This is a genomic window from Caballeronia arationis, from assembly GCF_001544975.2.
In the GTDB taxonomy this organism is placed as follows: domain Bacteria; phylum Pseudomonadota; class Gammaproteobacteria; order Burkholderiales; family Burkholderiaceae; genus Caballeronia; species Caballeronia arationis.
In genome coordinates, this window is the sequence record NZ_FCOG02000038.1 from 13,679 (window position 1) to 35,917 (window position 22,239).

Genomic DNA, 22,239 nt, shown 5'->3' on the forward strand with positions numbered 1-22,239 from the left:
GTCGTTACGCCGTCCAGATGATTGTCTGGAAGCGATGATAAAATTTCCCATGCATGAAATAAAATTGAATTATTTCATCTATTGATTAGATTTGTTCATGGAGATGCAATGCTTGAGCGTAGTCATCTGCTGGTCGTGAGGGAAGTGGAACGCCTGGGTTCGCTGACGGCTGCGGCCGACGCGCTGAACGTCACGCAGTCGGCGCTCAGCCATACGGTGAAGAAGCTCGAGCAGCAACTGGGCTCGCCGCTCTGGACGCGCGAGGGAAGGTCCATGCGACTCACGCAGGCGGGCCAGTATCTGCTCGGCCTCGCGAACCGGCTGCTGCCTCAGTTCGAACTCGCGGAAGAGCGCATGAAGCAGTACGCGAATGGGGAGCGCGGCACGTTGCGGATCGGAATGGAGTGCCATCCGTGCTATCAGTGGCTGCTGAAGGTCGTCGCGCCGTATCTCGCGCGCTGGCCCGACGTCGATGTCGACGTAAAGCAGCGGTTTCAGTTTGGCGGCATCGGTGCGTTGTTCGGCCATGAGATCGACGTGCTCGTGACGCCCGATCCGTTGAAGAAGCCAGGCCTGCGATTCCGGCCCGTATTCGATTACGAGCAGGTGCTCGTCGTGGCCGATTCACATGTGCTGGCGAACGAGCCATATGTCGTGCCTGAGCATCTTTCGAAGGAAGTGCTGATCACTTATCCCGTCGAAACCGATCGGCTCGACATCTATACGCAATTTCTGACGCCCGCGAATGTCGCCCCGAAGCGGCACAAGGTGATTGAAACGACCGATATCATGCTTCAGATGGTCGCGAGCGGGAGGGGTGTCGCCGCGCTGCCGAGATGGCTGGCCGAAGAATACGCGGACTCGATGCCGATCGTGCCGCTGCGGCTTGGAAAGAAGGGGATAGCCAAGCAGATCTTTCTCGGCACCCGCGAAGCGGACGATGCGCTCGACTACCTCGCGGCTTTCGTCGCGCTCGCAGGCGAGTCGGACGGGAGCAACGCCAGATTCCGTTCGTAAGCGATTTCGCTCGATGAACTGAACGCCGGTCCCAGTCCGTTGGAGTCAGGCGTTGCTCGACCCGGCCACGGCCGAAGTCGCGACATGTACGCTCTGCAGCAACGCCTGCAGGTCATCGATGTTGAACGGCTTGGACAGGATGGCGACGCCCGCGTGCTTCGCTCTTTCGAGTTCATCCGCGTAGCCGGTCATGAGGGCGACGGCTTGCCGGGGCCACCTGCGCCGGACTTTCTCCGCCACGTCGATGCCATTGTTCACGCCTGGCATCTGGATGTCCGAGAGGATGAGGTCGAAGGTCTTCCCGTCGTCCAGCAGCCTGAGAGCGGCATCGCCCGTCAGTTCATGCTGTGCCTTCCAGCCGAATACCTCCAGCACGGCCGCCAGCCCCGCGGCGACTTCCTCATTGTCCTCGACAAGCAGGATCGAGCCTTTTCCCGACATTTTCGCAGGAACCGGCGACGCGATAGGCGAATTCGTTGCGGTTTCAGCCTGTGCGGCCCGTCTTGGAAGACAGAGGCGAATCGTGGTGCCTTCGCCGACGACGCTTTCGATCCGCGCGGTACCGCCTGCCTGTTCGCACATCGCGAAGACCTGTGCAAGACCAAGCCCCGTGCCGGCGCTCGCGGTCTTCGTCGTGAATAGCGGCTCGAAAGCGCGCTGCGCGACGGAACGGGTCATGCCGACGCCCGTATCCGAGCAGGCGATGACGACATATTCACCGGGCTTGAGGCCGCCCGATGCATGCGGGACCTCGATGTTCTCCCCGCGAATGACGAATTCGCCGCCGTCGGGCATGGCGTCCTTGGCATTGACAGCGAGGTTGATCAAGGCCGATTGCAACTCGCTGGCGTCCACGTGGATTGGCCATATTTCCGCGAATGACGAGATGCTCAGGCTGACACGGTCGCCGAGAGACGTCCGGATCAGCGAGGCATCTTCTTCGAGCCAGCGATGCAGGTTGATCTCCTCCTGTCGCAACGGCTGTTTGCGGGCAACGCTCAGCAGCCTACGGGCCAGCACTTCTGCTCCAGCAGACGCTCGCTCGACGGCCATCACTTCCTTTTCCAATCCGTTGAAGCCCTTGCGTCGCGCGAGCTCCATATTGGCCTTGACGACCATGAGGAGATTGTTGAAGTCATGCGCGACGTTCGCAACGAGGTTACCAAGCGCGCTCATTCGCTTCATTTGCCGGCCGGTCGCCTCCGCCGATATTCGCATCCCGAACTCGGCCCTCCATCTTTCCCAGGCGATTCGCTCCGCTTTGAGCCGGCGCAAGCTGAAGAGCACCAGTAGCCAGATACCGCAGCAGGGAAGCAAGGTAGCGACGGCAATGAGCCCGTCATGTTTTATCCATCGATAAGTGACGACCGAGACCGGAATGCCGGAAGTCACGTAGAGAGGGTAAGCGCCGACTTTACGGTAGACCAGAAGCTTTTCGACGCCATCGAGCGTCGAGTTGATCCTTATGCGGCCGTCACGGCTTCTCACGCGAATGGCGTCGACGAGCGGTTGATTGTTCGTCGGCGCTCTGCGGGCCTTGGGGGAAGGCGAGCGGGCCAGAATCGCGCCGTCTTTCCTGAATAGTCCGAGTGTCAGCGCGCGATCGTGCGACGTGAGCTGTTCATAGAAGGACAGAAAGGCATCCCGGCGCAGGGAAATATAGATGACGCCGAGAAAGCGACCGTTCGAGTCGTAGCGTGGCGTGCTCGTGTTGAACACGTCGACACCCGTGTCCGGGGCGCGCTCCGGCAGCGAAACCTCGGTTGCGACGACATCGGGGCCCTGTGCGGACCGAAACTCGGCATGGTCGCCTATCGATAACAGCCCGACCGGGTAGGTGCCGCTGCTCACGAGCAGATCGCCTTTTTTGCCGAATATCGCGATCGACGCCACGGGAGGCAAGCGCTCAGCAGTTTCCTTCAGGAAATGATGAAGCTGTTGTTGCCGCGCACGAATCTGCGCATCGCCGTCCGTCCCCAGGATGGACATGACGCGCAGCGACATCTCCTGATTCACGTCCAGAATCTTGACCGCTTGCTCTTCGGCAACTCTTGCCAGGCGATCTATTACCTCGGACGAATCGGCTACTCGCGTCTGATAACCGAAGTAGCCGTAAGTCACCAGGAAAAGCAGGGGCGTAACAATCGATGCCACCAGCGCAGCCATCAACATTCGACGCGTCGCGCCGAAATCGCGCGGTGGCACTGGGATTTCGAGCGCCGAAACATCTAGAGCGGACGATTCCGGATTTGTAATCATAGGAGACGTGCTTCTGCGAAAGGCGAAGCATATTCAGTTAGCCCCGGAGCGTCAAACGATGTTCAGAATGCAATATGCCGAGATAATCTCTTTCACTTCGTGAAATCAAATCGGATTGATCCTCGGGTTTACATTTATACGTGTTTTTTTTCGTCGTCGTGCATTTTGCCGGATTTTCCCGCTCGAATCCGTGGAAAGGAATCTTCCGCAATCCGGATGGCCGTGCAGTTCCGCTGCGAACGGGTAAACCGCGACGCGCCCGAGCGAGCGAGCCTGACGACAGGCACAATACGCGCCGAAGACGCCGCAGATGCGCAGCGTCGCGGTAATCCGTCCCTCGACCCTTTCATGAACAACGATATTCCCCGCCGCCAGCCCACACCTGCGCGCCCCGCAAATTCGCAGCGTTTCCTGCTGTTTCTGGTCTGCCTTTTCGCCTCCGCCGGGCAACTCGCCATCGACATCTACGTGCCCGCGCTTCCCGCGATGGCGCGTTTCTTCGAGACTTCGCCCCAGGCGATTCAATCGAGCGTGTCGGGTTATATGGCGGCTTATGCGCTCGGCCAGCTCGTCTTCGGGCCTATCGCCGATGCATATGGCAGAAAGCCCGTGCTGGCATTCGGGCTGGTGATCTTCACGATCGGGTGTCTGCTGTCGCTCGCCGCGCCGAACCTGGAGACATTTCTCCTCGCGCGCGGTCTGCAGGGCTTCGGCATCGCTGCGACGAACCTGCTTGCGAAGGCGATCATCACCGATTCGTTCAAGGGGCTGGCGCTCTTGCATGCGTTTACCTACATGTCGATCGCATGGGGACTCGCGCCGATCATCGCGCCCGTGATCGGCGCGCATCTGCAGACGTGGTTCGGCTGGCAGGCGTGCCTCGTCTTCCTGCTCGTCTATTCGCTCGCGATGTGGGCGCTCGTCTGGCGTTATCGAGAAACCTTGCCGCGACCCGTGCATCTCGAACCGCGCACGCTGATCGCCAACGCCGGCAAAGTGCTGTCGAGCCCGGTATTTCAAAGCTGTTTTCTCGCGCAGGGCCTGTGCTACAGCATCTTGCTGGTGTTCAACATCATCGGGCCGTTCATGGTGCAGAACACGCTGCACAAGCCGCCGACCTATTTCGGCTACCTCGCGCTCGGCATCGGGATGATGTATTTCCTCGGCGGACTGTCCAATCGCGTGCAGGGACCGCGTTTGCCGACCGCGGAAGAGCGGCTGCTGATCTGCTCGCGCGTGATGGCGGGCGCTTCCATCGTGATGCTCGTGCTTGCGCTGACGGTCGGCCTGCGCGTCTGGACGCTCGCGACGCCCGTACTCGTGATGGGTTTCTGCGCAGGCGCGATGTATCCGACGCTGATGGCCAAGGGAAATTCGCTGTTTCCGCATATCGCGGGGCTGACGAGCGCGATTCTCGGATGCGCGTTGCTGCTCGTCTCGTCGCTGATGATGGGCCTGGCGGGCTTCGTGTCCGTGCAGGTGCTGACGCCGCTTGCGGGCTTCTTCGTGATTCTTGCGTTCACTGTCGTGTGGATGGTGACGAAGCTGTTGCGGCATCTGGCACAGATGCAGGCAGACGCGGGGCGGCGCAGCGCGGAAGTGGCGTGAGCTCGCTCGCCTGACACTGCGATTTAAGCAAATCCAGAAATCGGCTGTCGGGACCGGTAAAATGCTGCGCCCGCCTGCTTTCCGGCCGCGTCGCGCGTGACCCGTGCGATTGGCGTTGGGAAACGGGCATCCGCCTCACGAAGGCAAGCTCCGGTCTTGAACACGACACGCCACGACATTCGAGGATTGCTTTCATGCTTGCCCGCATCACCCGTCTCACTCGTTTCTTTCCGCTTTGGGCCGTGCTGGTTTCCACGGCTGCCTACTACTCGCCTTCATCCGTAACGGGCATCGCACCGCACGTGACGACGCTCCTCACGATCATCATGCTCTCGATGGGCGTGACGCTCTCCGTCGCCGATTTCCGGCGCGTCTTCACGCGTCCTGCTCCGGTCATTGCGGGAATCGTCCTGCATTACCTCGTGATGCCGCTCGCTGCGTGGGTGATCGCGAAGGCGCTGCGCATGCCGCCCGACCTGACGGCGGGCATGGTGCTGGTCGGCAGCGTCGCGAGCGGCACGGCGTCGAACGTCATGATCTATCTGGCGCGCGGCGATGTGGCGCTCTCGGTCACGATCAGCGCCTTGTCGACGCTGGTCGGCGTGTTCGCGACGCCGCTGCTCACGCGTCTTTACGTCGATGCCTCGATCGCGGTCGATGTGCACGGCATGCTGATGAGCATCCTGCAGATCGTCGCGCTGCCGATCGTGCTGGGGCTCGTCGTGAACCATCTGTTCGGCAAGCTGGTGCGCAAGATCGAGTGGCTGCTGCCGCTCGTGTCGATGGTATCGATTCTGCTGATCATCGCCGCGGTGGTCGGCGGGACGCAGAAGAGCATCGCGTCGGTCGGGCTCGTCGTTGCGTTCGGGGTGGTGCTGCACAACGGCATCGGCTTGCTCGGCGGTTACTGGGGCGGCCGTCTGCTCGGTTTCGACGAAGCCGTCTGCCGTACGCTTGCCATCGAAGTCGGAATGCAGAACTCGGGGCTCGCCGCGACGCTGGGCAAGCTGTATTTCACGCCGATCGCCGCATTGCCCGGTGCGCTGTTTTCCGTGTGGCACAACCTTTCGGGGTCGATGCTTGCGGGCTATTGGGCGGGCCGGCCGGCGAAAGGATCGACGCAGGAAGAAGGGGCGAGGGCAGCCGGGGCGAGCGTGGCGGGACGCTCGGGTTGAGTGCGGTGCGGGCAGTCGCGGCTTCGCGCATCGCTGCACGATTCGCGCCGTGCTGATAGATTAGCCCTCAGCAAAATCGTTGACCGAGAGAGTGCGATGGCCGGCAGACCCGATTCCCCCGCATCCCACGTCCGTTCGCTGATGGTCATCGCCGTGGTCGTAGCCGCGCTGGTCGCGGCCTTCGCGTACACGGCAGGCTGGCTTTCACCGGGACGACTGACACCCGCGAAGATCGTCGACAGCCTGGCGCCGCCCGGCGGGCCGGCGCTGGGCTTTCGCCGGAACCATGCCAAGGGCATCTGCTTCACCGGCGAGTTCGAATCCAACGGAGCGGCCGCGCAACTGTCCAAGGCGCGCATGTTCGCGGCCGGCACCTATCCGGTCACGGGGCGCTTCAACCTCGCCACGCCGGACGCGAAGGCGTCGGACGCCATGGCGCGAGTGCGCGGCCTCAGCTTGCGCATCCTTATGCCGGACGGCAGCGAGTGGCGTTCCGCGATGATCGATGTGCCCTTTTTTCCCGTCGCCACACCGCAGGCGTTCTTCGAGTTGCAGCGCGCGCTTGCCCGCAAGGACGATCCGAACGCGATGAAGAACTTCGCCGCCGCTCACCCGGAGATCGGTGCGTTCGGCAAATGGGCGGGCAGCGCGCCGTGGACTGCGTCCTATGCGGAGGAGCGCTACAACAGCCTGAACAGCTTCATCTTCACCAATGCCGAGGGGAAGGACGAGACCGTGCGCTGGTCGTTCGTGCCCGCGGTCAAGCCCGAGAACCTGTCCGCTGACGACCTGAAGAAGCGGGGCGCCGATTTTCTCGATGCGGACATCGCGCAGCGAGTCGGCAGCGCGCCGCAGCGCTGGTCGATGGTCGTCACGGTCGCGAATCCGGGCGATCCGACTGCCGATCCGAGCAAGGCATGGGGCGACGATCGCCGCACCGTCGAGGCGGGCATGCTGGTGGTGAAAGCCATCGAAGCCGAGCCCGACGGGCCGTGCCGCGATCTCAATTTCGATCCGACTGTCCTGCCGCCGGGCATGCGCGTCTCCGACGACCCGTTTCCCGCCGCGCGCTCAGCCGCCTACTCGGTCTCGTTCAACCGCAGGGCCGCCGAGGACAAGGACTATCCGCACACCGCGGCGCAAGGAGCCAAGTGATGAACCCGATCCACACGCGGTTCTCGCCGCTTCAGCGCGCCTTGCACTGGATCATGGCGATCTGCATCCTGGCGATGCTTTTCATCGGTGTGGGCATGGTGTCCACGGTCAAGCCCGACTATCTGAAGCTGGTGTCGATCCACAAGCCTTTGGGCGTCGTGATACTCGTGCTCGCGCTGATTCGCGTGGTCGTGCGGCTCGTGCGCGGCGCGCCGCCGCTGCCCGCGGACATGCCCGCGCCGATGAAGCTTGCTGCCTATCTGTCGCATCTCGCTTTCTATGCGCTGATGATCGCGCTACCGTTGCTGGGGTACGGCATGCTGTCGGCGGCGGATTATCCGGTGGTGGTGTTCGGCGTGCGACTGCCTTCGGTACTGCCGCACAGCAACGAGCTGCATACGATGCTGTGGAATGCGCACCGGTTCCTCGCGCTGTGTTTCTTCGCGCTGATCGTCGTGCATCTGGCTGCGGCGCTGTTTCACGCGCTCGTCAGGCGGGATGGCGTGTTTCAGGCGATGGCGCCGTGGCGGTGAGGGTCTGGTCAGGAGGTCAGGTCCCAGACCACTGCATCCGCGCAGCTCGCGTTCATCCAGCCTTGGCGAGCGTCAAAAGCACCTCGCTTGTGGCGCACGCGGCGACGCGGGCCTGCGCAGCAACTGCATCTTCGTGATCTGCCGCGCGTGCCGGGCGGCATCCCTGTCTTCGCGCCAGAGCGGCTTGCAACCTAAGTCCGTGCGGCGCGCAAGCTGATCGCCGTAATGGGGCGGACGCGTGCCGTCGGGCGCGATAAAGCCGATTTCTCCCGGTGTCACTAGATCGAACGCCGTGACGTCCACAGGGCAAACGCTCGGCTCGGCAGATCTCGTCATTTCGCGCTAACCTGCGCGACTGATTCATTCCCTTCTCGCAGGACACTCATGACTCAAGCGCTCCATATCGACTTCATCTCCGACATCGCCTGTCCCTGGTGTGCAATCGGGCTGTCGTCGCTTCAGCTGGCATTGTCACGCCTTGCCGATGTGGTCGATGCCGAGATCGTCGTCCATCCGTTCGAACTGAATCCGCAGATGCGTCCCGAGGGCGAAGCCATCACCGACTATCTCGGCAGGAAGTACGGCCGCACGCCCGAGGAGATCGCCGAAACGCAGCGCATGATTCGCGCACGCGGCGCGAGCGTCGGCTTTTCCTTCGGCCCGCGCACGCATGTCTATAACACGTTCGATGCGCATCGCCTGTTGCATTGGGCGGCCATCGAGGGCAAGCAAGTGCCGCTCAAGCTGGCGTTGCTGCGCGCTTATCACGGCGAAGGCCAAGACCCGAGCAATCAGGAAGTCCTCGTCGAGACCGCGCGCTCGGTCGGACTCGATGCAGCCAAAGCGCGCGCCGTACTCCAAAGCGGCGCCTACGCCGAAGAAGTTCGTGCGCAGGAGGGCGAAATTCAGGCGATGGGGATTACTTCGGTTCCCGCAATCATCTTCAACCGGAGCCATCTGGTGAGCGGCGGACAACCGGTCGAGGCATTTGAGCAAGCGATACGTCAGGTCCTCGCCGAAGCGCACTAGCCGCTCGTATTTCCTCGTGCATCAAGCCGATGAACTTCGCCGTCACGGTGGTTTCTCCGCCTGGCTATACGCATTCAGCCGCGTTCCATGAAGTGGCTGAGACGCTTCATCACGCGCTGCTGGCGTTAGGGCTCGACAGTGTGATGACCCGCGAGGGACGGCTCGATTCGCGGCGGCACATCGTGCTCGGATCGAACCTGCTGCCTCACTACGGGCTGCTGCTTGCGCCCGACGCGATTCTCTACAACCTCGAGCAGGTCTACACGGGATCGTCGTGGATCACGCCCGAGCTGCTTCACATCATGCGTCGCCATGTCGTGTGGGACTACAGCGAAGCGAACGCGCGCGCATTCGCCGATCTGGGCGTACGCGTCGAGCGCGTGCTGCCTATCGGCTACGTGCCGGAGTTGACACGCATCCGTTTCGCGACGACGCGCGATATCGACGTGCTGTTCGTCGGCGCGCTTTGCCCCCGGCGTCAGCGCGTCATCGAGGGAATGCGCGCCGCCGGCGTCGGTGTCGTCGCGGCGTTCGGGGTTTATGGACGTGCGCGCGACCTCCTTCTCGCGCGTACCAAGCTTGTGCTCAACGTACACGGCCGCGAAGGCGGCGTGCTGGAGATCGTGCGCCTTTCGTATCTGCTGGCAAATGGTTGCGCGGTCCTGAGCGAGCGCTGCGCGGACGCTGCGGAAGAAGCGCCGCTAGCGCATGCGATCGCCTTTGCCGACTACGACGCATTGCCCGAACGTGCCGCGCAACTCGTCGCATCGCCCGCGGAACGCGAGCGGCTTGCGCGCGACGGCTTTGCGGAGATGCAATCGCGCAGCGCAGCTGACTATCTGCGCGCGGCCTTGACATGAACGCTTGAACCGGACGATCCGGAATCAAGACATGCTCTGGCTTGATTCGACCGCAAGCAGGTTCAGTATGAGCAGGATCGCGGTCTGGTTGTCCAGGCTGATCTCGATGCCGAGCGTGCCTACGATCCAGCGTCCGATCTTGGTGCTTGCGAAATCCTCGCTCCTAGCCGATTTCTTCAGCGTGACGCCGAGCTTCATCGCGCGATAGTGGTACGAAGGAATCTGGTGCTGCGTCGCGAGTCCGAATAGCCCGCCCTTGCCGCCCGAGCACCAGCCGAGCGTGCCCGCCAGAACCAGCTGTTCGTACCTGTCCAGTCCGCTGATGAAGCCGCGCGCAAGGTGCCGCACCCGGGCTTCGTCGAGTCCGTATTGCGACAACACGGATTCGACCGGGTCGTCGACGACATGGGCGCGCTCGTCCACTTGTTGCCCAATACCGTCCAGTTCCATGGACACGTCGCGCTGATAGCTCGCGCTTCGCAGGCAGTCGATCAGGAAGCGCCTGAAGTACGCGCATACCGCATAGCCGGTCGAGGGCGCGCTTTGCTCGCTCGCATGCGATTCGCCATGTCCCGGTTCGAGGCGCAGCACCTTCGAATAGATGAACTGCGCGATCAGTTCCTCCTTGTCTTCGCGAAGCGATTGCAACTCCGGCGGGTGATAGGTGCGCAACGCGCCCTTCACGAGGTTATAGATCGACACCATTTCGTCGTGCGACAGATGCGTGCGGCGGCGCCACAGGTCGGTGAGGTTCGAGGGCGCGCCTGTCGTCGAGGCGGCGTCTATTGTCAGGGTCTCCATGTCGTCAATCCCCCTAAATCGGTGGCAACGTGATGAGTATGGTTTTCTCCTATCAAACGACCAATATGGAATTAGTGATAGCCGTCGTCTAAACTTTTGGGTAAACCAGTCAAGCAGGGGACCAGCCGAATCGCGCCACGGCCACGCCGTCGCCTCGTTCAACACGTCCGCCCATTTCCTGACGTCACCCGAATTTTTCCAACGCAAAAAGGGGATGACAGAATGCATGGCGATCTTGAGCAATGCGAGGTCTCTGACGATCTCGCAAGCGCGCTCTATGCAGGGGACCCCGCCTCATTTTTCGCGCACGGGTGTTCTATTGCGCTCCTGAGCGCCGTCTATCTGGCACGGCCCGAAGCGGGTCGGCTCGTGACCCTTTGTGTGGTTTTCTATGGGATTGCGAATTGTTTCGCCATCGGGCTATGGGCGTGGCGGCGCCGGCGGCCGCTCCTGTTCAGCGCACGCCAATGGATCGGTCTGCATGCGCTGAGAAACGCGGTGCTTCATGGCGCGCCGGGCCTGTCGATCTGGTTCGTTTTCCAAACCGAATCATTCGGTTTCGCTGCAGCGCATACAGTGCTGCTCGTCACGCTGGCTGCGCTCGCTTATGCCTCCAACGGCATGAATCTGCTCAACCTGTGCAGCGCCGTGCCGACGCTGCTCCTGCCCGCGACCGCGCTGTATCTGGTGCAGCCGGTCGATGGCGGGTTCGCGCTGAGCGTGGTGCTTGTGGTGTTCATGGTCGTGATCTACTGGTTCGCGACGCAATATCGCGAGTTCTTTCGCGGCATCGTCGGGGCCCGCGTCGATCAACAGCGACTCGCCGAAACCATCGCCCGGCAGAAGGCAGTGATCGAGGAAGCGAGCCTGGCGAAAACGCGTTTTTTCGCAACCGCGAGTCACGATCTGCGGCAGCCGCTTCATGCGATCGGACTGCTCGCTCACGCGCTGGCCGATCATGGCGCGAGCACGCAAGAGCGCGATGAAACCGCGCAACACATCATCTCCAACGTCGATGCATTGAACCAGCTTTTCAATCAGGTGCTCGATCTGGCGCGGATCGAAAGCGGCGTGACGCAAGTGATTCCGCAGCATTTCCGCGTCTCGGAAGTGCTGGCGCGCATCGAAATGCAGTTCCGGCCCAGCGCCGCCGCAAAAGGACTGGCATTGCGCATCGCGCCGACGGCTTTCGTCGCGTTCACCGACCCGGTGCTGCTCGAACGCGTGCTCGCCAACCTCGTGTCGAACGCGGTGCGTTACACCGAGCGCGGCTCGATCTGGATCGGTGTGCGGCACGGCGGCGACCCCGAGCGCTGTCGTATCGAGGTTCGCGATTCGGGCATCGGTATCGCTCAGCACGAACACGAACTCGTTTTCGAGGACTTCTACCAGGTACAGATGCCGCATCAGACCGCTCGCCAGGGTCACGGTCTCGGTCTGTCGACGGTGCGGCGCCTCACCAGGCTGCTCGGCAAGGAAGCGACGCTGCGCTCGGATCTCGGGCGCGGCACGACCATCCGGGTGCCCGTCGGGTTGGGCGACGCGGGCCTCGTTACGCCGAGCCTCGCCGCGCCTTTTTCGGTGAGCGCGCTCATCGAAGGCCGCCGCGTGCTGTGCATCGACGACGATATCGGCAATCTCGAGGCACTCGGCACCTTGCTTGCGCGCTGGGGTTGCATCGTGCGCGGTTGCCGCGACGAACTCGCCGCTGTCCGCGCGATTTCAGAGGGTTTCGTTCCCGATGCCGTGCTGTGCGACTACCAGATCGACCGTCACCAGACGGGTGTCGAGGCACTGAAGGAAGTGCGCGAAGCGTTGCGTCGGCGCGGACATAACGGGTTTGCGAGCGTGATGATCACCGGCGACATGGTGTCGCCCGAACTGAGGGCGCTCGCGGCAGAGGGCGTGCCGGTGCTGCGCAAGCCTGTGACCCCGGCGCGCCTGCGCCGTACGCTCGACGCGCTGCTTCAGCCGCACGGACAGGACGAAGCCGCCTGAACCGCACGCGGCCGTCGCTCTGGTTCAGGCGATGTTGCCGCGCAGACGCAGTGCGCGCAGATATTGCCCCGCGACTTCGGACGCGCCGTAGTGCACCACGGTCTGATCCACGAGTGCCCAGATCGAAGCGCCGCCGAGCCGCACGCGCCGGCAGAAGGAGAGGTCCTCTGAAAGATAGCGGCCTTGCTCTTCGATGGTGTCGAAAAAGCCATAGAACTCGCCTGCGGGCAGCGCGTCGCGGTATTGCTCGGGCGGCGCGTACCGTTGCGTGAACGGCTTCGCGACTTCGAACGCATCGCGCCGCGCGAGAAAGATGCCGGTCCCCACATGCTCCGCTTCGACAAAGCCGTCCACCACGCGCGCGCGGCCGTCCTCCGAAGTCCGCAGCCGTACCGTGTAATCGGCATGCTTTTCGAGCCACTCGCGCATGGAAAGCCCCCGGTCGGATTCGTCGATGCGCTGATCCAGATCCAGGCGCCGGTACGGATACGCGACGCCCGCGACGCACTTGTCTGCCGCAAGCAGTTTCATGACCGCCTGCGGGGGAAACTGCATGTCGGTGTCGAGAAAGAGCAGATGCGAGAACTCGGGATGCGCGACGAAATAGCTTGCGAAGAAGTTGCGCGCCCGAATGATGTGCGACGAGCCGACGTGCATCGTCTGGAACCCGCAGTTCGCATCGGTCAGCGCGCGTGCGGCTTCCATCAGCGAGAACGCGAAGTTGATGTGCACGTCGTCATGATGTGTCGGCAGGCAGACCAGCACATTGGGCGCGTTCATGAGATGCTCGCTGCGCTCACAGCGCCCGCCCGCCTTGAAGCCAGCCGTTGATGATCGCGATCGCCGACGAACGGTTGTGCACGCCCAGCGCGCGAAAGATCACCGAGAGGTGCACCTTGACCGTACCTTCGGCCACTTGCAGTTCCCGCGCGATCATCTTGTTGGTGCAGCCGCTATGCACGAGCCGCATGATCTGGCGCTGGCGTGGAGACAGGTTCTCCATCAGATGAAGATGATGAGGCGCGAGCGAAGCCGCCGGCATGTTCGTGACGGGGCGCGGGCGCTCGCTGGCGGAAAGTCGCAGCGGGTTCGGGGGGGAAGCGCCGATCAGGCTCAGCGCTTCGATCGGCACGTATGCGCCGCCCGAGAGCACGAGTTCGATGGCCTTGAGCATCACGTTGGCCGGCTCGCGCTTCGGGACGAAGCCGAGCGCGCCCGCGGCCAGCACCGCGCGCATCTCGTCGACCGACTCTTCCGCCGACAGCACGACGAGCGGCAACGCGGGATTTGCCTTCAGAAGCGCCGTCAGCGAGGAAGCGCTCGCCATGCCCGACATGTGCAGGTCGACAATCGCAAGATCGTGATTCGCTTCGGGACGCGCGGCGGCGGCGAGCGTGTCCCAGTTGTCGGCCTCGTCGAACTGGGCTTCGGGATCGATCTTGCGCAACAGCGACTTGACGGCCTGACGTATCAGTTCGTGGTCGTCGGCGACGAGGAACCTCATGATCTCTCCCTCAGAATGAGACTGGCGCTCATGCGGTCATTGGGTGTCGTCGACACACAGGTCCGGGTCGCTCACGACGCAATCGGCGGTCGGCACGGATGGGCCGCCTCGCACGCGCACCGCCGTTTCCTTCGCGGAGATCCTGAGTCCCTTCGGCAGCAGCACCCACATCTGCGTGGGCTGCTTCATACGGCTCGCCTGTTGCTGGGCTTGCGGTCCCGTGCCGAAGAAATAGTCGGCGCGCACGGCGCCGCGAATCGCGCCGCCCGCGTCCTGGGCCATCAGGAGTCGCGTGACGGACGAAGCGCCGGATGCCCCCTCGTTCGCGTTGATGAAGACCGGTGCGCCGAGCGGCGTCGTGCGCGGATCGATGGCGGCCGAACGCCCGGCGGAAAGCGGCACGCCCAGCGCGCCGATGGGACCTGTCGGCGAATCGGGAATGGCGCGGAAGAACACGTAGCTAGGGTCCGACGACGCGAAGGTATAGCTGAGCGGCGGGGCGCTCGCGAGCGCCGGCGCGGTGGCTTTGTCCGTCGCACGAGGGGACGGGATGGCGGCGGGGTTCGTGGTTCCCGCCGTCGACGGCGGGCTCACGCGTGCCGGATGCACGGTGGGAGCGGCGCCCTTTGCGAGATTGAAGCCACGCAAGAGCGGCGAGTCGGGCGGCGAGTCTGCGTTGCCGCTCGCGATGGCCGAGGCGGCATCGGGCTGGTCGGTATCCTGCGCGCTGCGCAACAGCGAAGACTGCGGCGCGTCGTCGGGCGTGGACGTGCTGGCGGTTTCCTGCGTGTTCTGGGTGGTCACGGTGCCTTCTTCCAGATCGATCTCGACGCCCCGCACCAGAATCTTGCGGCCCTTGCTTCCCGCGCTGGCGACGGGTGGATTGAAAGCCAGGCCGTTCTGTTCCGCATAGGCGAGCCGCATGATCGAGCCATCTGGCAAGCGTATCTTTCCGGCGCCCTGCAACTGCATAGAATAGAGCATCGCCGGGTCTTCCACATAGGCCAGCACCGGCGCATTGAGACGCCCGCGCTCGATTTCCGCACGCGCGTAGTACGGCACGATCTCGCTGCCGGAGCGGCGCAGTCGCAGTTTCTTGTCGCGGATGTCCGGCGTGCTGTCGCCGAGCCTGAGCGTATAGGTCTTGCCGCTCATCGGCACGGTCGCGAGGGGGATCACGTTGCGGCCTTCGACGCGCGCCGGAACCGGCGTGCCGCGCGCGTTGGGCGGAAGACGGCGGGAGTCGAGAAACAGCATGTCGTGCGGCACGCCATAGATCGGATAGACATACGGTGCACGTCGTTCGCGGCTGCCCTTGAGGATCGGCTCGTAATAGCCGGTCAGCACGCCGCGGGTCGTCTTGTCGACGTTGCGGATCTGGTAGACCGTGAAGTTGTCTTCGAAAAAGCGGCGTACCGAAGCACTGTTGTTCGGATCGATGCCGCGCGATGCCGCGCACGGCGCCGCCCAGCCGGGCTTGCCGCCGAGCACGCCGCAACCGCGCCGGAACGCTTCCCAGGATTCGACGACGTTGTCGGTCGTCCAGCCCGGCACGCTGGAGAAAGGCACGGGGGTGTAGAGCGCATTCTTCGTGGCGAAAGGCGTCGCGGTGCCGGCCAGCGAGGCCGTCGGGCTCGCGGGCAGCGGATTGGCGATGCCCGCTTCGGGACCCGTCGCGCTGACGATGCGTGCGTCGTCGGACGCATCGACGGACGGTGCGGTTCCGGTGGCCTGGACGGTCGGGGCCGGCGTGCTTGCGCAGCCGGCGAACGCGCCAGCCGCCAGCGCGAACAGCGCCGCAGTCGCGCGCATCTTCACGCCTGAAGGGCAGAGTGTGACCGTGGGGCAGGCTGCAAAGGATACGCCAGGCGTCTTGCCCGACTGCGCGGCGGCGCCGCTCGCTCGTGATGCCATGGTGTCCTCGCCCTGCTGCAGAACCGCTGATTCGCCATCGAGCCCATGCCATGCGCGTCTTCGGGCCCGAATGACCATTCGCTATCTAGACGAACGGACGACCTCGATTTTGAACGTCGCCGCGCCATAGGCGACGGGACACGACGGGGCCTGGCTGCCGCACGCCGGCACGCCTGCAAACGGGGATGCGGTGAGGGTCCGCTGTGCGGTCGCCGCGGCCTGCGCCTCGGGCGAGAGACTCGCGAACACGGCATCGTGCGTCATGCCGAGCGCGGAAAAATCGCGCGGCGCGAGCGATACGATCGCGACGAAATGATTCGCACCGACAGGCTCACCCGCCTGCATCGGCCAGGTGGGGCGCGGCAGCGTAAGCCGCTTCTTCTGGCTGATGCGGTTGTCGCGGTCGAGTTCGTTCGGAAAGAGTTGGAAGTACTGGTTCGCCGGATCGACGACGAACACGTAGACATAGCCGTCGCGATTACTGAGGAGCGAGAAGCGCAGCCGGTCCCGGTCGACCACGGCGCGCGCGACGGGCACCTCTACCTTGACGGCGACCGACGGGTCCGCAAGCGACACGATGCGGGCGAATTCGTCGGCGGGCGTGAAGGGCGGCAGCGCAGCGGGCGGCGGCGGCTCGCGCGGCGCCTCGACGGGCTTCGCCGCCAGTTCCACCGGGGCAGGTGATGCCGGCGCGGGTGACGCCGGAGCGGGTGACGCCAGTGACGCAACCGTGCCAGGCGACGCGGACGCGGACGGCGCGGTGACCGCCGGAGCCGGCATGACCCCGCCGTCCGCGGCTGGCCCGGCCTGAGCCACGGGAGGCCGATGCGAGAGGAATTTCGGCACCAGGAAGCCGAGCGCCGCAACCGCCAGCACGCATCCCGCGCCGAGCGCCCAGCGCGCGCGCAGCCGCCTCGCCGTCGTTTCTTTCGCGCCGCCTGCCGCAGGTTGCACCGGCGCGTCATCGAGCGCGATGCCGAGTTCGGCTGCGAACTGCCGGTCGGTTTGCGGCCGGCTGGCCGGCGCCACCGCGAGCGCGTGATCGATCGCCTTCAGGAAGCGCTCCGAATACCGGCCCGCAGCGAGCTTCGCGAGCGGCTGGTAGCTGTCGCTCACCATGCGGCCGACCGACGGCGGCGGCGTCTTCCCGGTGATCGCGAAATACACGACTGCGGCGAGCGCGTAATGATCGGTCCACGGCCCCTGCCTGAGCGACGGCACTTCGGCGTATTGCTCGATCGGTGCATAGCCCGGCTTGAGGATCACGGTGAGCGCCTGCGTCATGTCACCGATCACGCGCCGCGCCGCGCCGAAGTCGAGCAGCACGGGGCGATGGCTTTCTTCGAGCAGGATGATGTTGTCGGGCGCGATATCGCGGTGAAAGCAGTTCGATGCGTGCAGCACGGCGAGCGCATCGACGAGCGGCGTGAGAAGCGCGCGCAGCCACGCTTCGTCGGGCGGCTTTTTCATCGCCTTGAGCGCATCCTTGAGCGTCACGCCCTTGTAGTACGGCATCACCATGTAGGCGGTGCCGTTCGCTTCCCAGAAGCGATAGACCTTCACGAGCGACTGGTGATCGAAGCGCGCCAGCAGCCGCGCCTCGTCATTGATGAAGCTTTTCAGCCCGGCGCGGAACATGCTCTCGTAGCGCTCGGACTTGACCTTTACTTGCGTGCCGCCCACGCGCGAGGCGAGCGCCGACGGCATGTATTCCTTGAGCGCGACGTGCCGGTCGAGCGACGTGTCGAACGCCAGGTAGACGATTCCGAAGCCGCCTTCGCCGATCAGCCCCACGATCTCGAATTCGCCGAGCCGGGTGCCGGGCGGCAGTATGTTGTGCGAGGGGAGGTCGTTCGGCATGCCGGCCGCGCCCGATGCGCCGGGCGCGCCGGCGGCAGGCACGCGCGCGCCGCTCACGATCACCGTCTTGTCGATTTCGGCGTTGCTTTCGGTCTTGTTGCCGTTCCCGCTTTCGCCCGGTATCTCGCCGGTCGCATTCATGATCCGAAGTCCCGCAGCATGGTGGTGAAAAGCGCCGTGTCCGGCAGACCGTACACGGGCCAGATGGTGAACGGCCGCGGCGACGGGTCTTGCGGATCGTGCGCGTCGTCGGGCGCGGCCTGGGCCGACGTCCACATGCTCATCCCGTAGACCTCGGTCTGCCAGACCGGTGCGAACGTGCGCGCGAGCGCGCTGGCGAGCGTCGCGGGCGACTGCACCACCCACGGTTCCTGCATCACGGCGGCGCGCACGCCGGGGCAAGCCGGCACGGGCAGCGGCACCGGCAGCGCGGCAAGTTGAGCATCGAGGCGCTCGATGCCGTGGTCGAAGTCGAGGGCGGCGAGCGCGACGGCTTCGATGGCGGAAAGCCATTGCCAGAGTTCGGTGATCTCGTTGCCCGTCGCAGGTGCGCACGGCAGCGACGCCGCGATCGTGAGCGGAAAATGCCGCCCGACCCGGTCCACCGAAGCCATCACGACCCCCGTCCAGCATCCCGCGAGCGTCGGCGCAATCGCGCCCGGCATCGCGAAGAAGCGCCACACCGGACACGTGAGATAGAGCGGGAGCCAGTCCGCGCCGAGCGCGAGTTGCGTTTCGGCGACCCGCGCGGCGAGCCACGCGTCCCACGGCGCGACGAACGCGTCCGACAGCCGCCGTGCCGCGAAGTCGCCGAGCGACGGCAGCTTGCCGTACCAGCCGGCGATCGTCTCGCCGTCGTCGGTCAGGGTCTTGCCGAGCGCGTCGTTCATAGACGCTCCGGGCAGGAGAACGCACGCAGATCGGCGAGCCGGAACGGATTCTCGACGCTGTTCGCCGTCACTTCGAAGCGCGCCTTGCGACCTTCGACATCGAAGGTCGCGATAAAGCGCTCCGGCTGGTCGGTGGGCTGGATGTCGAGCCGGTCGAACATGCGGAAGAGCGCCCACGGGCCTTCGAAGACGAGGTTGCTCGCGCCGCTGCTGGGCGGCGGCGAGAGTTGCACGCTCACGCGGCCGGAGCCGCGCGTGCCGGGCCACTGAATGGCCGTGGCGATCTGCGGGCCGTGCGCGTAGGTGAGCACCTGACCGTCGACGTCGAGCGTGAAGGAGAGGATCGTCGGGTCCATTTCGAGCGGCTTGAATTGCAGCGCGAGTGCGGGCGTCTTGCCGCCCGCGCGGAAGAACACGCCGCGGATGGTCGCCGCCCGCTCGAACTGCGCGAGCCCGGCGGGGCTGATCTGCATGGCTGACGAATCGGATTTCCTGAAGGCCCACGGTTTCGCGGATACATCGACGTCTGCCGCGAGGTTCTTCTGGAAGAAATCGTCGAACTTGCCTCCCGGCGCGAAGAGCGTGCCGAAGTCCTCGGGCAGCACGTCGCGCCCGGAGTTCGGATTGAACGGATAGCGCCCTTTGAGCGCGCGATCGCAGAACGAGGAAATCGATTCCTTCAGGTCCGCCGACATATTCACACGCCGCGCCTGCTGGGTCTGCGCTGCGCCCTGGCTGCCGAGATCGAGCAGCGCGGTGCGGATCGGCTCGGGCAGGCGCGCCGCCTGCGCGCGCAGCTTCGCGGGCGCATCCGAAGGCGGCGGCGCGGTCTTCTGCTGCAGCGCCTCGTCGGTGGCGCTCAGGCTGGCGTAGACATCGTTGATGAGCGCAAGCGTCTGCGTGATCGGCGCGGGCTGGCCCGCGCCCGGACTCGTGACGAGCGCGCGCAAGCCGGTGAAGCGGTCGTCGACGATGCTTTCCAGCCGCGTGCCCGGCGCCACCTGCGCGATCTGCGTGGGATCGGGCCCGCCGATGATCTTCAGCAACTGCTCGCGCGCGGCGCTGATCTTGTCGTTGGCCTTGTCCACGACAGTCGTTTCGTTCTCCGGCCGGGTGGCGAGCGTGGTTTCGCGCGACGCCGCCTTCGCGAGCATGGCGAGCGGCGAATCGGGCGCCGACAGGATGCGCGCGATCTGCGCCGACTGGGCAAGGCTGTCCGCGTGGACGATGCGGATGTCGTTCAGGAAGTCGTTCCAGATGCGTGCGTAGTCTTGAAGGTAGAGCAGCCGGACGTCCTCGGTCAGGCGCTGGGTCGCCGCCGGATCGCCGCGCGGCAGGCCGCTCTGGTCGCGGATGCCGAGCACCCAGGGTTCCTCGGCGGCGAGTTGCACTGCAACCTGGTCGACGGCTTTCAGGAATGCCTTGTGATAGCCGTCGAACGAATAGAGCCCCGTCACGCCGCGCGTGAGCGGCATGCCGCTCGCGCGCACGAACACGAGCGAGGCGTTCGGCCCGCCGGCGTGCGCCACGGTGAACTCCGGATAGTCCGCGCCGACGCCTTGTTGCTTCACCCGCCCGTACACGCGCTGCGCGAGCGTGCTGGTGGCGAGCATCGCGCGCAGGTGCGCGACGAGGCGTTCGTCGAACGGCAGATTGGGATGCACGACGCCACGCGCCAGCAGCGCGTCGAGATGACCGGCGAGCGCGGCGCGCTGCTCGTTGCCGACTTCGCGCGGCAGCGAGCGGTCCCAGTCGGTCACGATCCAGGTCTTGAGCGCGTCGGGATCCTGATGATCGGGCTGGTTGAGCATCAAATACGCCTTGAGCGCTTCGTACGCGTAGCCCGGGTTCGCCGGGTTCGCGCTGCGCGCCTGCTCTTCGATACGCGCGGCGAGCTTCGGCAGGAACAGGTCGGTCAGCAGCCGCTCGTAGGCGTCGCCGGCGGCGGCGTCGAGCTTGGCGCCTTGCCACAGGCCCCATTGCATGGAGAGCGGCGGACGCGCGGCGTCGACTTGCGGTGTCGAGGCGAGCTGGCGCACCGCCGACAGCAGTGGCAGCAAGGCGACGAGACTCGTGCTGGCCGCCGACGTGCCGGCCACTGCCTGTTTCGCCGTGTGCGCCGCCTGATCGACGCCCGCCACGTAGGTGCGGTTGCGCAGATAGCTCGTGCCCCAGAGCGCGAGCACGCACGCGGTCACGGCCGCGACGGCCGCGTAGGCCGAGAGCCGCCACAGATGCCGCCGGCGCGCCCACTTGAGATTCGATCCGGCCAGGCCCTGTTCGGCGAACACGACATGAGTCAGGAGCCGCTCGATGAAATAGCTGCGCCCGCTCGAAGGACGCGGCGGCTGCACGCCCCGCTCGATGCCGAACGCACGCGCGAGCGAACCCATCACCCGGTCGATCGGCGTGCCTTCCTGCGTGCCGCTCGTGAAGTAGACGCCCCGTACGAGCGGGATGTCGTCGTGCTTCGACTGCACGAAAGTCGCGCGCAAGGCGTCGGCGAGCGCAGGCTTCAGCGCCGCGAACTGCTGTGGAAAGCCGATCATCGCCGCCCGCTGCGCGAGACCGCTTTCGGCATTCAGCCGTCCCGGCAGACGCGCGACGAGCCGTGCTTCGAGCGCATCCAGTTCAGCATCCACGCGGGCGCCGAATTCACCTTCCGCGAGCGGACGCTTCGGGTCGTACGGAAAGGTGAAGCCGAAGACCTGCGCGCGCTCTTCCTTCGACATGTCCGCGAAAAACTCCGTGAATCCCGCGAGCAGGTCCGTCTTCGTGACGAGCACGTAGACAGGAAAGCGCGTGCCGAACGCCTGCATCAGTTCGCGCATGCGCGCACGCAGCGTCGAGGCCATCTCCTCGACGTTCGCGGGCATCGCGGCGATGAGGTCGGGCACGGCGAGCGTCATCAGCACGCCGTTGATCGGCTGACGCGGACGCGTCTTCTTCAGCAGCGCGAGAAAGGCGTGCCATGCGGTCTGGTCGGCATCGCGGTCGCTTTCGTGGGTCGTGTAGCGGCCGGCGGTGTCGATCAGCACGGCGTCGTCGGTGAACCACCAGTCGCAGTTGCGCGTGCCGCCGACGCCGCGGATCTTGTCGGTGCCGAAGCGCTCGGCGAGCGGAAAGCGCAAGCCCGAGTGAATCAGCGCCGTGGTCTTGCCCGCGCCCGGCGCGCCGATGAACATGTACCACGGCAGTTGATACAGGTATTGCCTGCCCGAGAGCGTGACCCAGTCGCGCCAGCCCGGTTTCTTGCCGGAGGCGGTGATGCGCGCCTCGCGCAGCACGGCGAGCGCTTCGTCGAAACGCTTCGAGAGCGTCGCGACTTCCGCCTCGCCCGCTGTCGGCGCAGCGGCGGCGCGCGGCACGTCGCGATGGGCGGCGAGCCCCGCCGACAGCGCGGCTTGCGTGCGGCGCGCGCGCCACGCCGCCCATAGCCCGCGCAGGATCACCAGCAGCGCGACACAGCCGATCGCGATGAATCGCGCCGTGGGCGATTCGAGCGGATAGGTGCGCGCGAACGACACGAGCGGTCCGGCGATCCAGATCGCGCCCGAGATGAGCACCAGTCCGACGACGAGCAGCAGGATCGGATGAAAAATGATCGAGAAGAGCTTCTTCATGGATGTAGCGGGC

General features: G+C 64.9%; 17 protein-coding genes. 8 read left to right on the forward strand and 9 right to left on the reverse strand.

Annotated elements, in window-relative coordinates; genetic code table 11:
• Positions 1-108: 108 nt before the first annotated feature.
• Positions 109-1,017, forward strand: coding sequence for a LysR family transcriptional regulator (locus AWB81_RS22085; RefSeq protein WP_062638687.1), 909 nt, complete (start codon positions 109-111; stop codon positions 1,015-1,017).
• A gap of 45 nt (positions 1,018-1,062) precedes the next feature.
• Here the strand turns inward: AWB81_RS22085 and AWB81_RS22090 are convergent, their stop codons facing one another.
• The gene (locus tag AWB81_RS22090) at positions 1,063-3,276 is read right to left on the reverse strand and encodes a hybrid sensor histidine kinase/response regulator family protein (protein ID WP_062638688.1); all 2,214 of its coding nucleotides are present in this window, start codon (positions 3,274-3,276) and stop codon (positions 1,063-1,065) included.
• 348 nt (positions 3,277-3,624) lie between these two features.
• On the opposite strand from AWB81_RS22090, the gene AWB81_RS22095 reads away from it, so the two are divergent.
• From AWB81_RS22095 to AWB81_RS22110, 4 genes are all read left to right on the forward strand, one after another.
• Entirely contained in the window at positions 3,625-4,884 is a 1,260-nt protein-coding gene (locus tag AWB81_RS22095; RefSeq protein ID WP_062638718.1) for a multidrug effflux MFS transporter, read from the forward strand.
• A gap of 194 nt (positions 4,885-5,078) precedes the next feature.
• Positions 5,079-6,059 carry a ketopantoate/pantoate/pantothenate transporter PanS gene (gene panS, locus AWB81_RS22100; RefSeq protein WP_062638689.1) on the forward strand — a complete coding sequence of 327 codons (981 nt, stop codon included), beginning with the start codon at positions 5,079-5,081 and terminating at the stop codon, positions 6,057-6,059.
• 96 nt (positions 6,060-6,155) lie between these two features.
• Positions 6,156-7,214 carry a catalase family peroxidase gene (locus AWB81_RS22105; RefSeq protein WP_062638690.1) on the forward strand — a complete coding sequence of 353 codons (1,059 nt, stop codon included), beginning with the start codon at positions 6,156-6,158 and terminating at the stop codon, positions 7,212-7,214.
• Entirely contained in the window at positions 7,214-7,747 is a 534-nt protein-coding gene (locus tag AWB81_RS22110) for a cytochrome b (RefSeq protein ID WP_062638691.1), read from the forward strand. Before AWB81_RS22105 ends, AWB81_RS22110 begins: the two co-directional genes overlap by 1 nt.
• A gap of 72 nt (positions 7,748-7,819) precedes the next feature.
• On the opposite strand, the gene AWB81_RS22115 is transcribed toward AWB81_RS22110, so the two are convergent.
• A complete protein-coding gene (locus AWB81_RS22115; protein WP_144444162.1) occupies positions 7,820-8,083 on the reverse strand; it encodes a hypothetical protein in 264 nt (87 codons plus the stop codon).
• Between the two features lie 48 nt (positions 8,084-8,131).
• Between AWB81_RS22115 and AWB81_RS22120 the strand changes: the two genes are divergently transcribed.
• Positions 8,132-8,776 carry a DsbA family oxidoreductase gene (locus tag AWB81_RS22120; protein WP_062638693.1) on the forward strand — a complete coding sequence of 215 codons (645 nt, stop codon included), beginning with the start codon at positions 8,132-8,134 and terminating at the stop codon, positions 8,774-8,776.
• A gap of 29 nt (positions 8,777-8,805) precedes the next feature.
• On the forward strand, positions 8,806-9,636 hold the full coding sequence (locus tag AWB81_RS22125; protein WP_062638694.1) for a glycosyltransferase family protein: 831 nt from the start codon (positions 8,806-8,808) through the stop codon (positions 9,634-9,636).
• 24 nt (positions 9,637-9,660) lie between these two features.
• Here the strand turns inward: AWB81_RS22125 and AWB81_RS22130 are convergent, their stop codons facing one another.
• Positions 9,661-10,437, reverse strand: a complete 777-nt coding sequence (locus AWB81_RS22130; protein WP_062638695.1) for a hypothetical protein — start codon at positions 10,435-10,437, stop codon at positions 9,661-9,663.
• A gap of 222 nt (positions 10,438-10,659) precedes the next feature.
• Between AWB81_RS22130 and AWB81_RS22135 the strand changes: the two genes are divergently transcribed.
• Entirely contained in the window at positions 10,660-12,435 is a 1,776-nt protein-coding gene (locus AWB81_RS22135) for an ATP-binding response regulator (RefSeq protein WP_062638696.1), read from the forward strand.
• 24 nt (positions 12,436-12,459) lie between these two features.
• Here the strand turns inward: AWB81_RS22135 and AWB81_RS22140 are convergent, their stop codons facing one another.
• The 6 genes from AWB81_RS22140 to tssM form a co-directional block, all read right to left on the reverse strand.
• Positions 12,460-13,215 (reverse strand): hypothetical protein, encoded by a 756-nt coding sequence (locus AWB81_RS22140; protein WP_062638697.1) that lies wholly within the window; start codon positions 13,213-13,215, stop codon positions 12,460-12,462.
• Between the two features lie 16 nt (positions 13,216-13,231).
• Entirely contained in the window at positions 13,232-13,939 is a 708-nt protein-coding gene (locus tag AWB81_RS22145) for a response regulator transcription factor (RefSeq protein ID WP_062638698.1), read from the reverse strand.
• A 36-nt stretch (positions 13,940-13,975) separates the two neighbouring features.
• Positions 13,976-15,853 carry a murein transglycosylase A gene (gene mltA / locus AWB81_RS22150; protein ID WP_062638699.1) on the reverse strand — a complete coding sequence of 626 codons (1,878 nt, stop codon included), beginning with the start codon at positions 15,851-15,853 and terminating at the stop codon, positions 13,976-13,978.
• 81 nt (positions 15,854-15,934) lie between these two features.
• Positions 15,935-17,854, reverse strand: a complete 1,920-nt coding sequence (locus tag AWB81_RS22155) for a serine/threonine-protein kinase (protein WP_062638700.1) — start codon at positions 17,852-17,854, stop codon at positions 15,935-15,937.
• On the reverse strand, positions 17,851-18,603 hold the full coding sequence (tagF, locus tag AWB81_RS22160; RefSeq protein ID WP_062638701.1) for a type VI secretion system-associated protein TagF: 753 nt from the start codon (positions 18,601-18,603) through the stop codon (positions 17,851-17,853). The genes AWB81_RS22155 and tagF overlap by 4 nt, the downstream gene beginning before the upstream one ends.
• Positions 18,600-22,226, reverse strand: a complete 3,627-nt coding sequence (gene tssM, locus AWB81_RS22165) for a type VI secretion system membrane subunit TssM (RefSeq protein WP_062638702.1) — start codon at positions 22,224-22,226, stop codon at positions 18,600-18,602. The genes tagF and tssM overlap by 4 nt, the downstream gene beginning before the upstream one ends.
• Positions 22,227-22,239 lie beyond the last annotated feature (13 nt).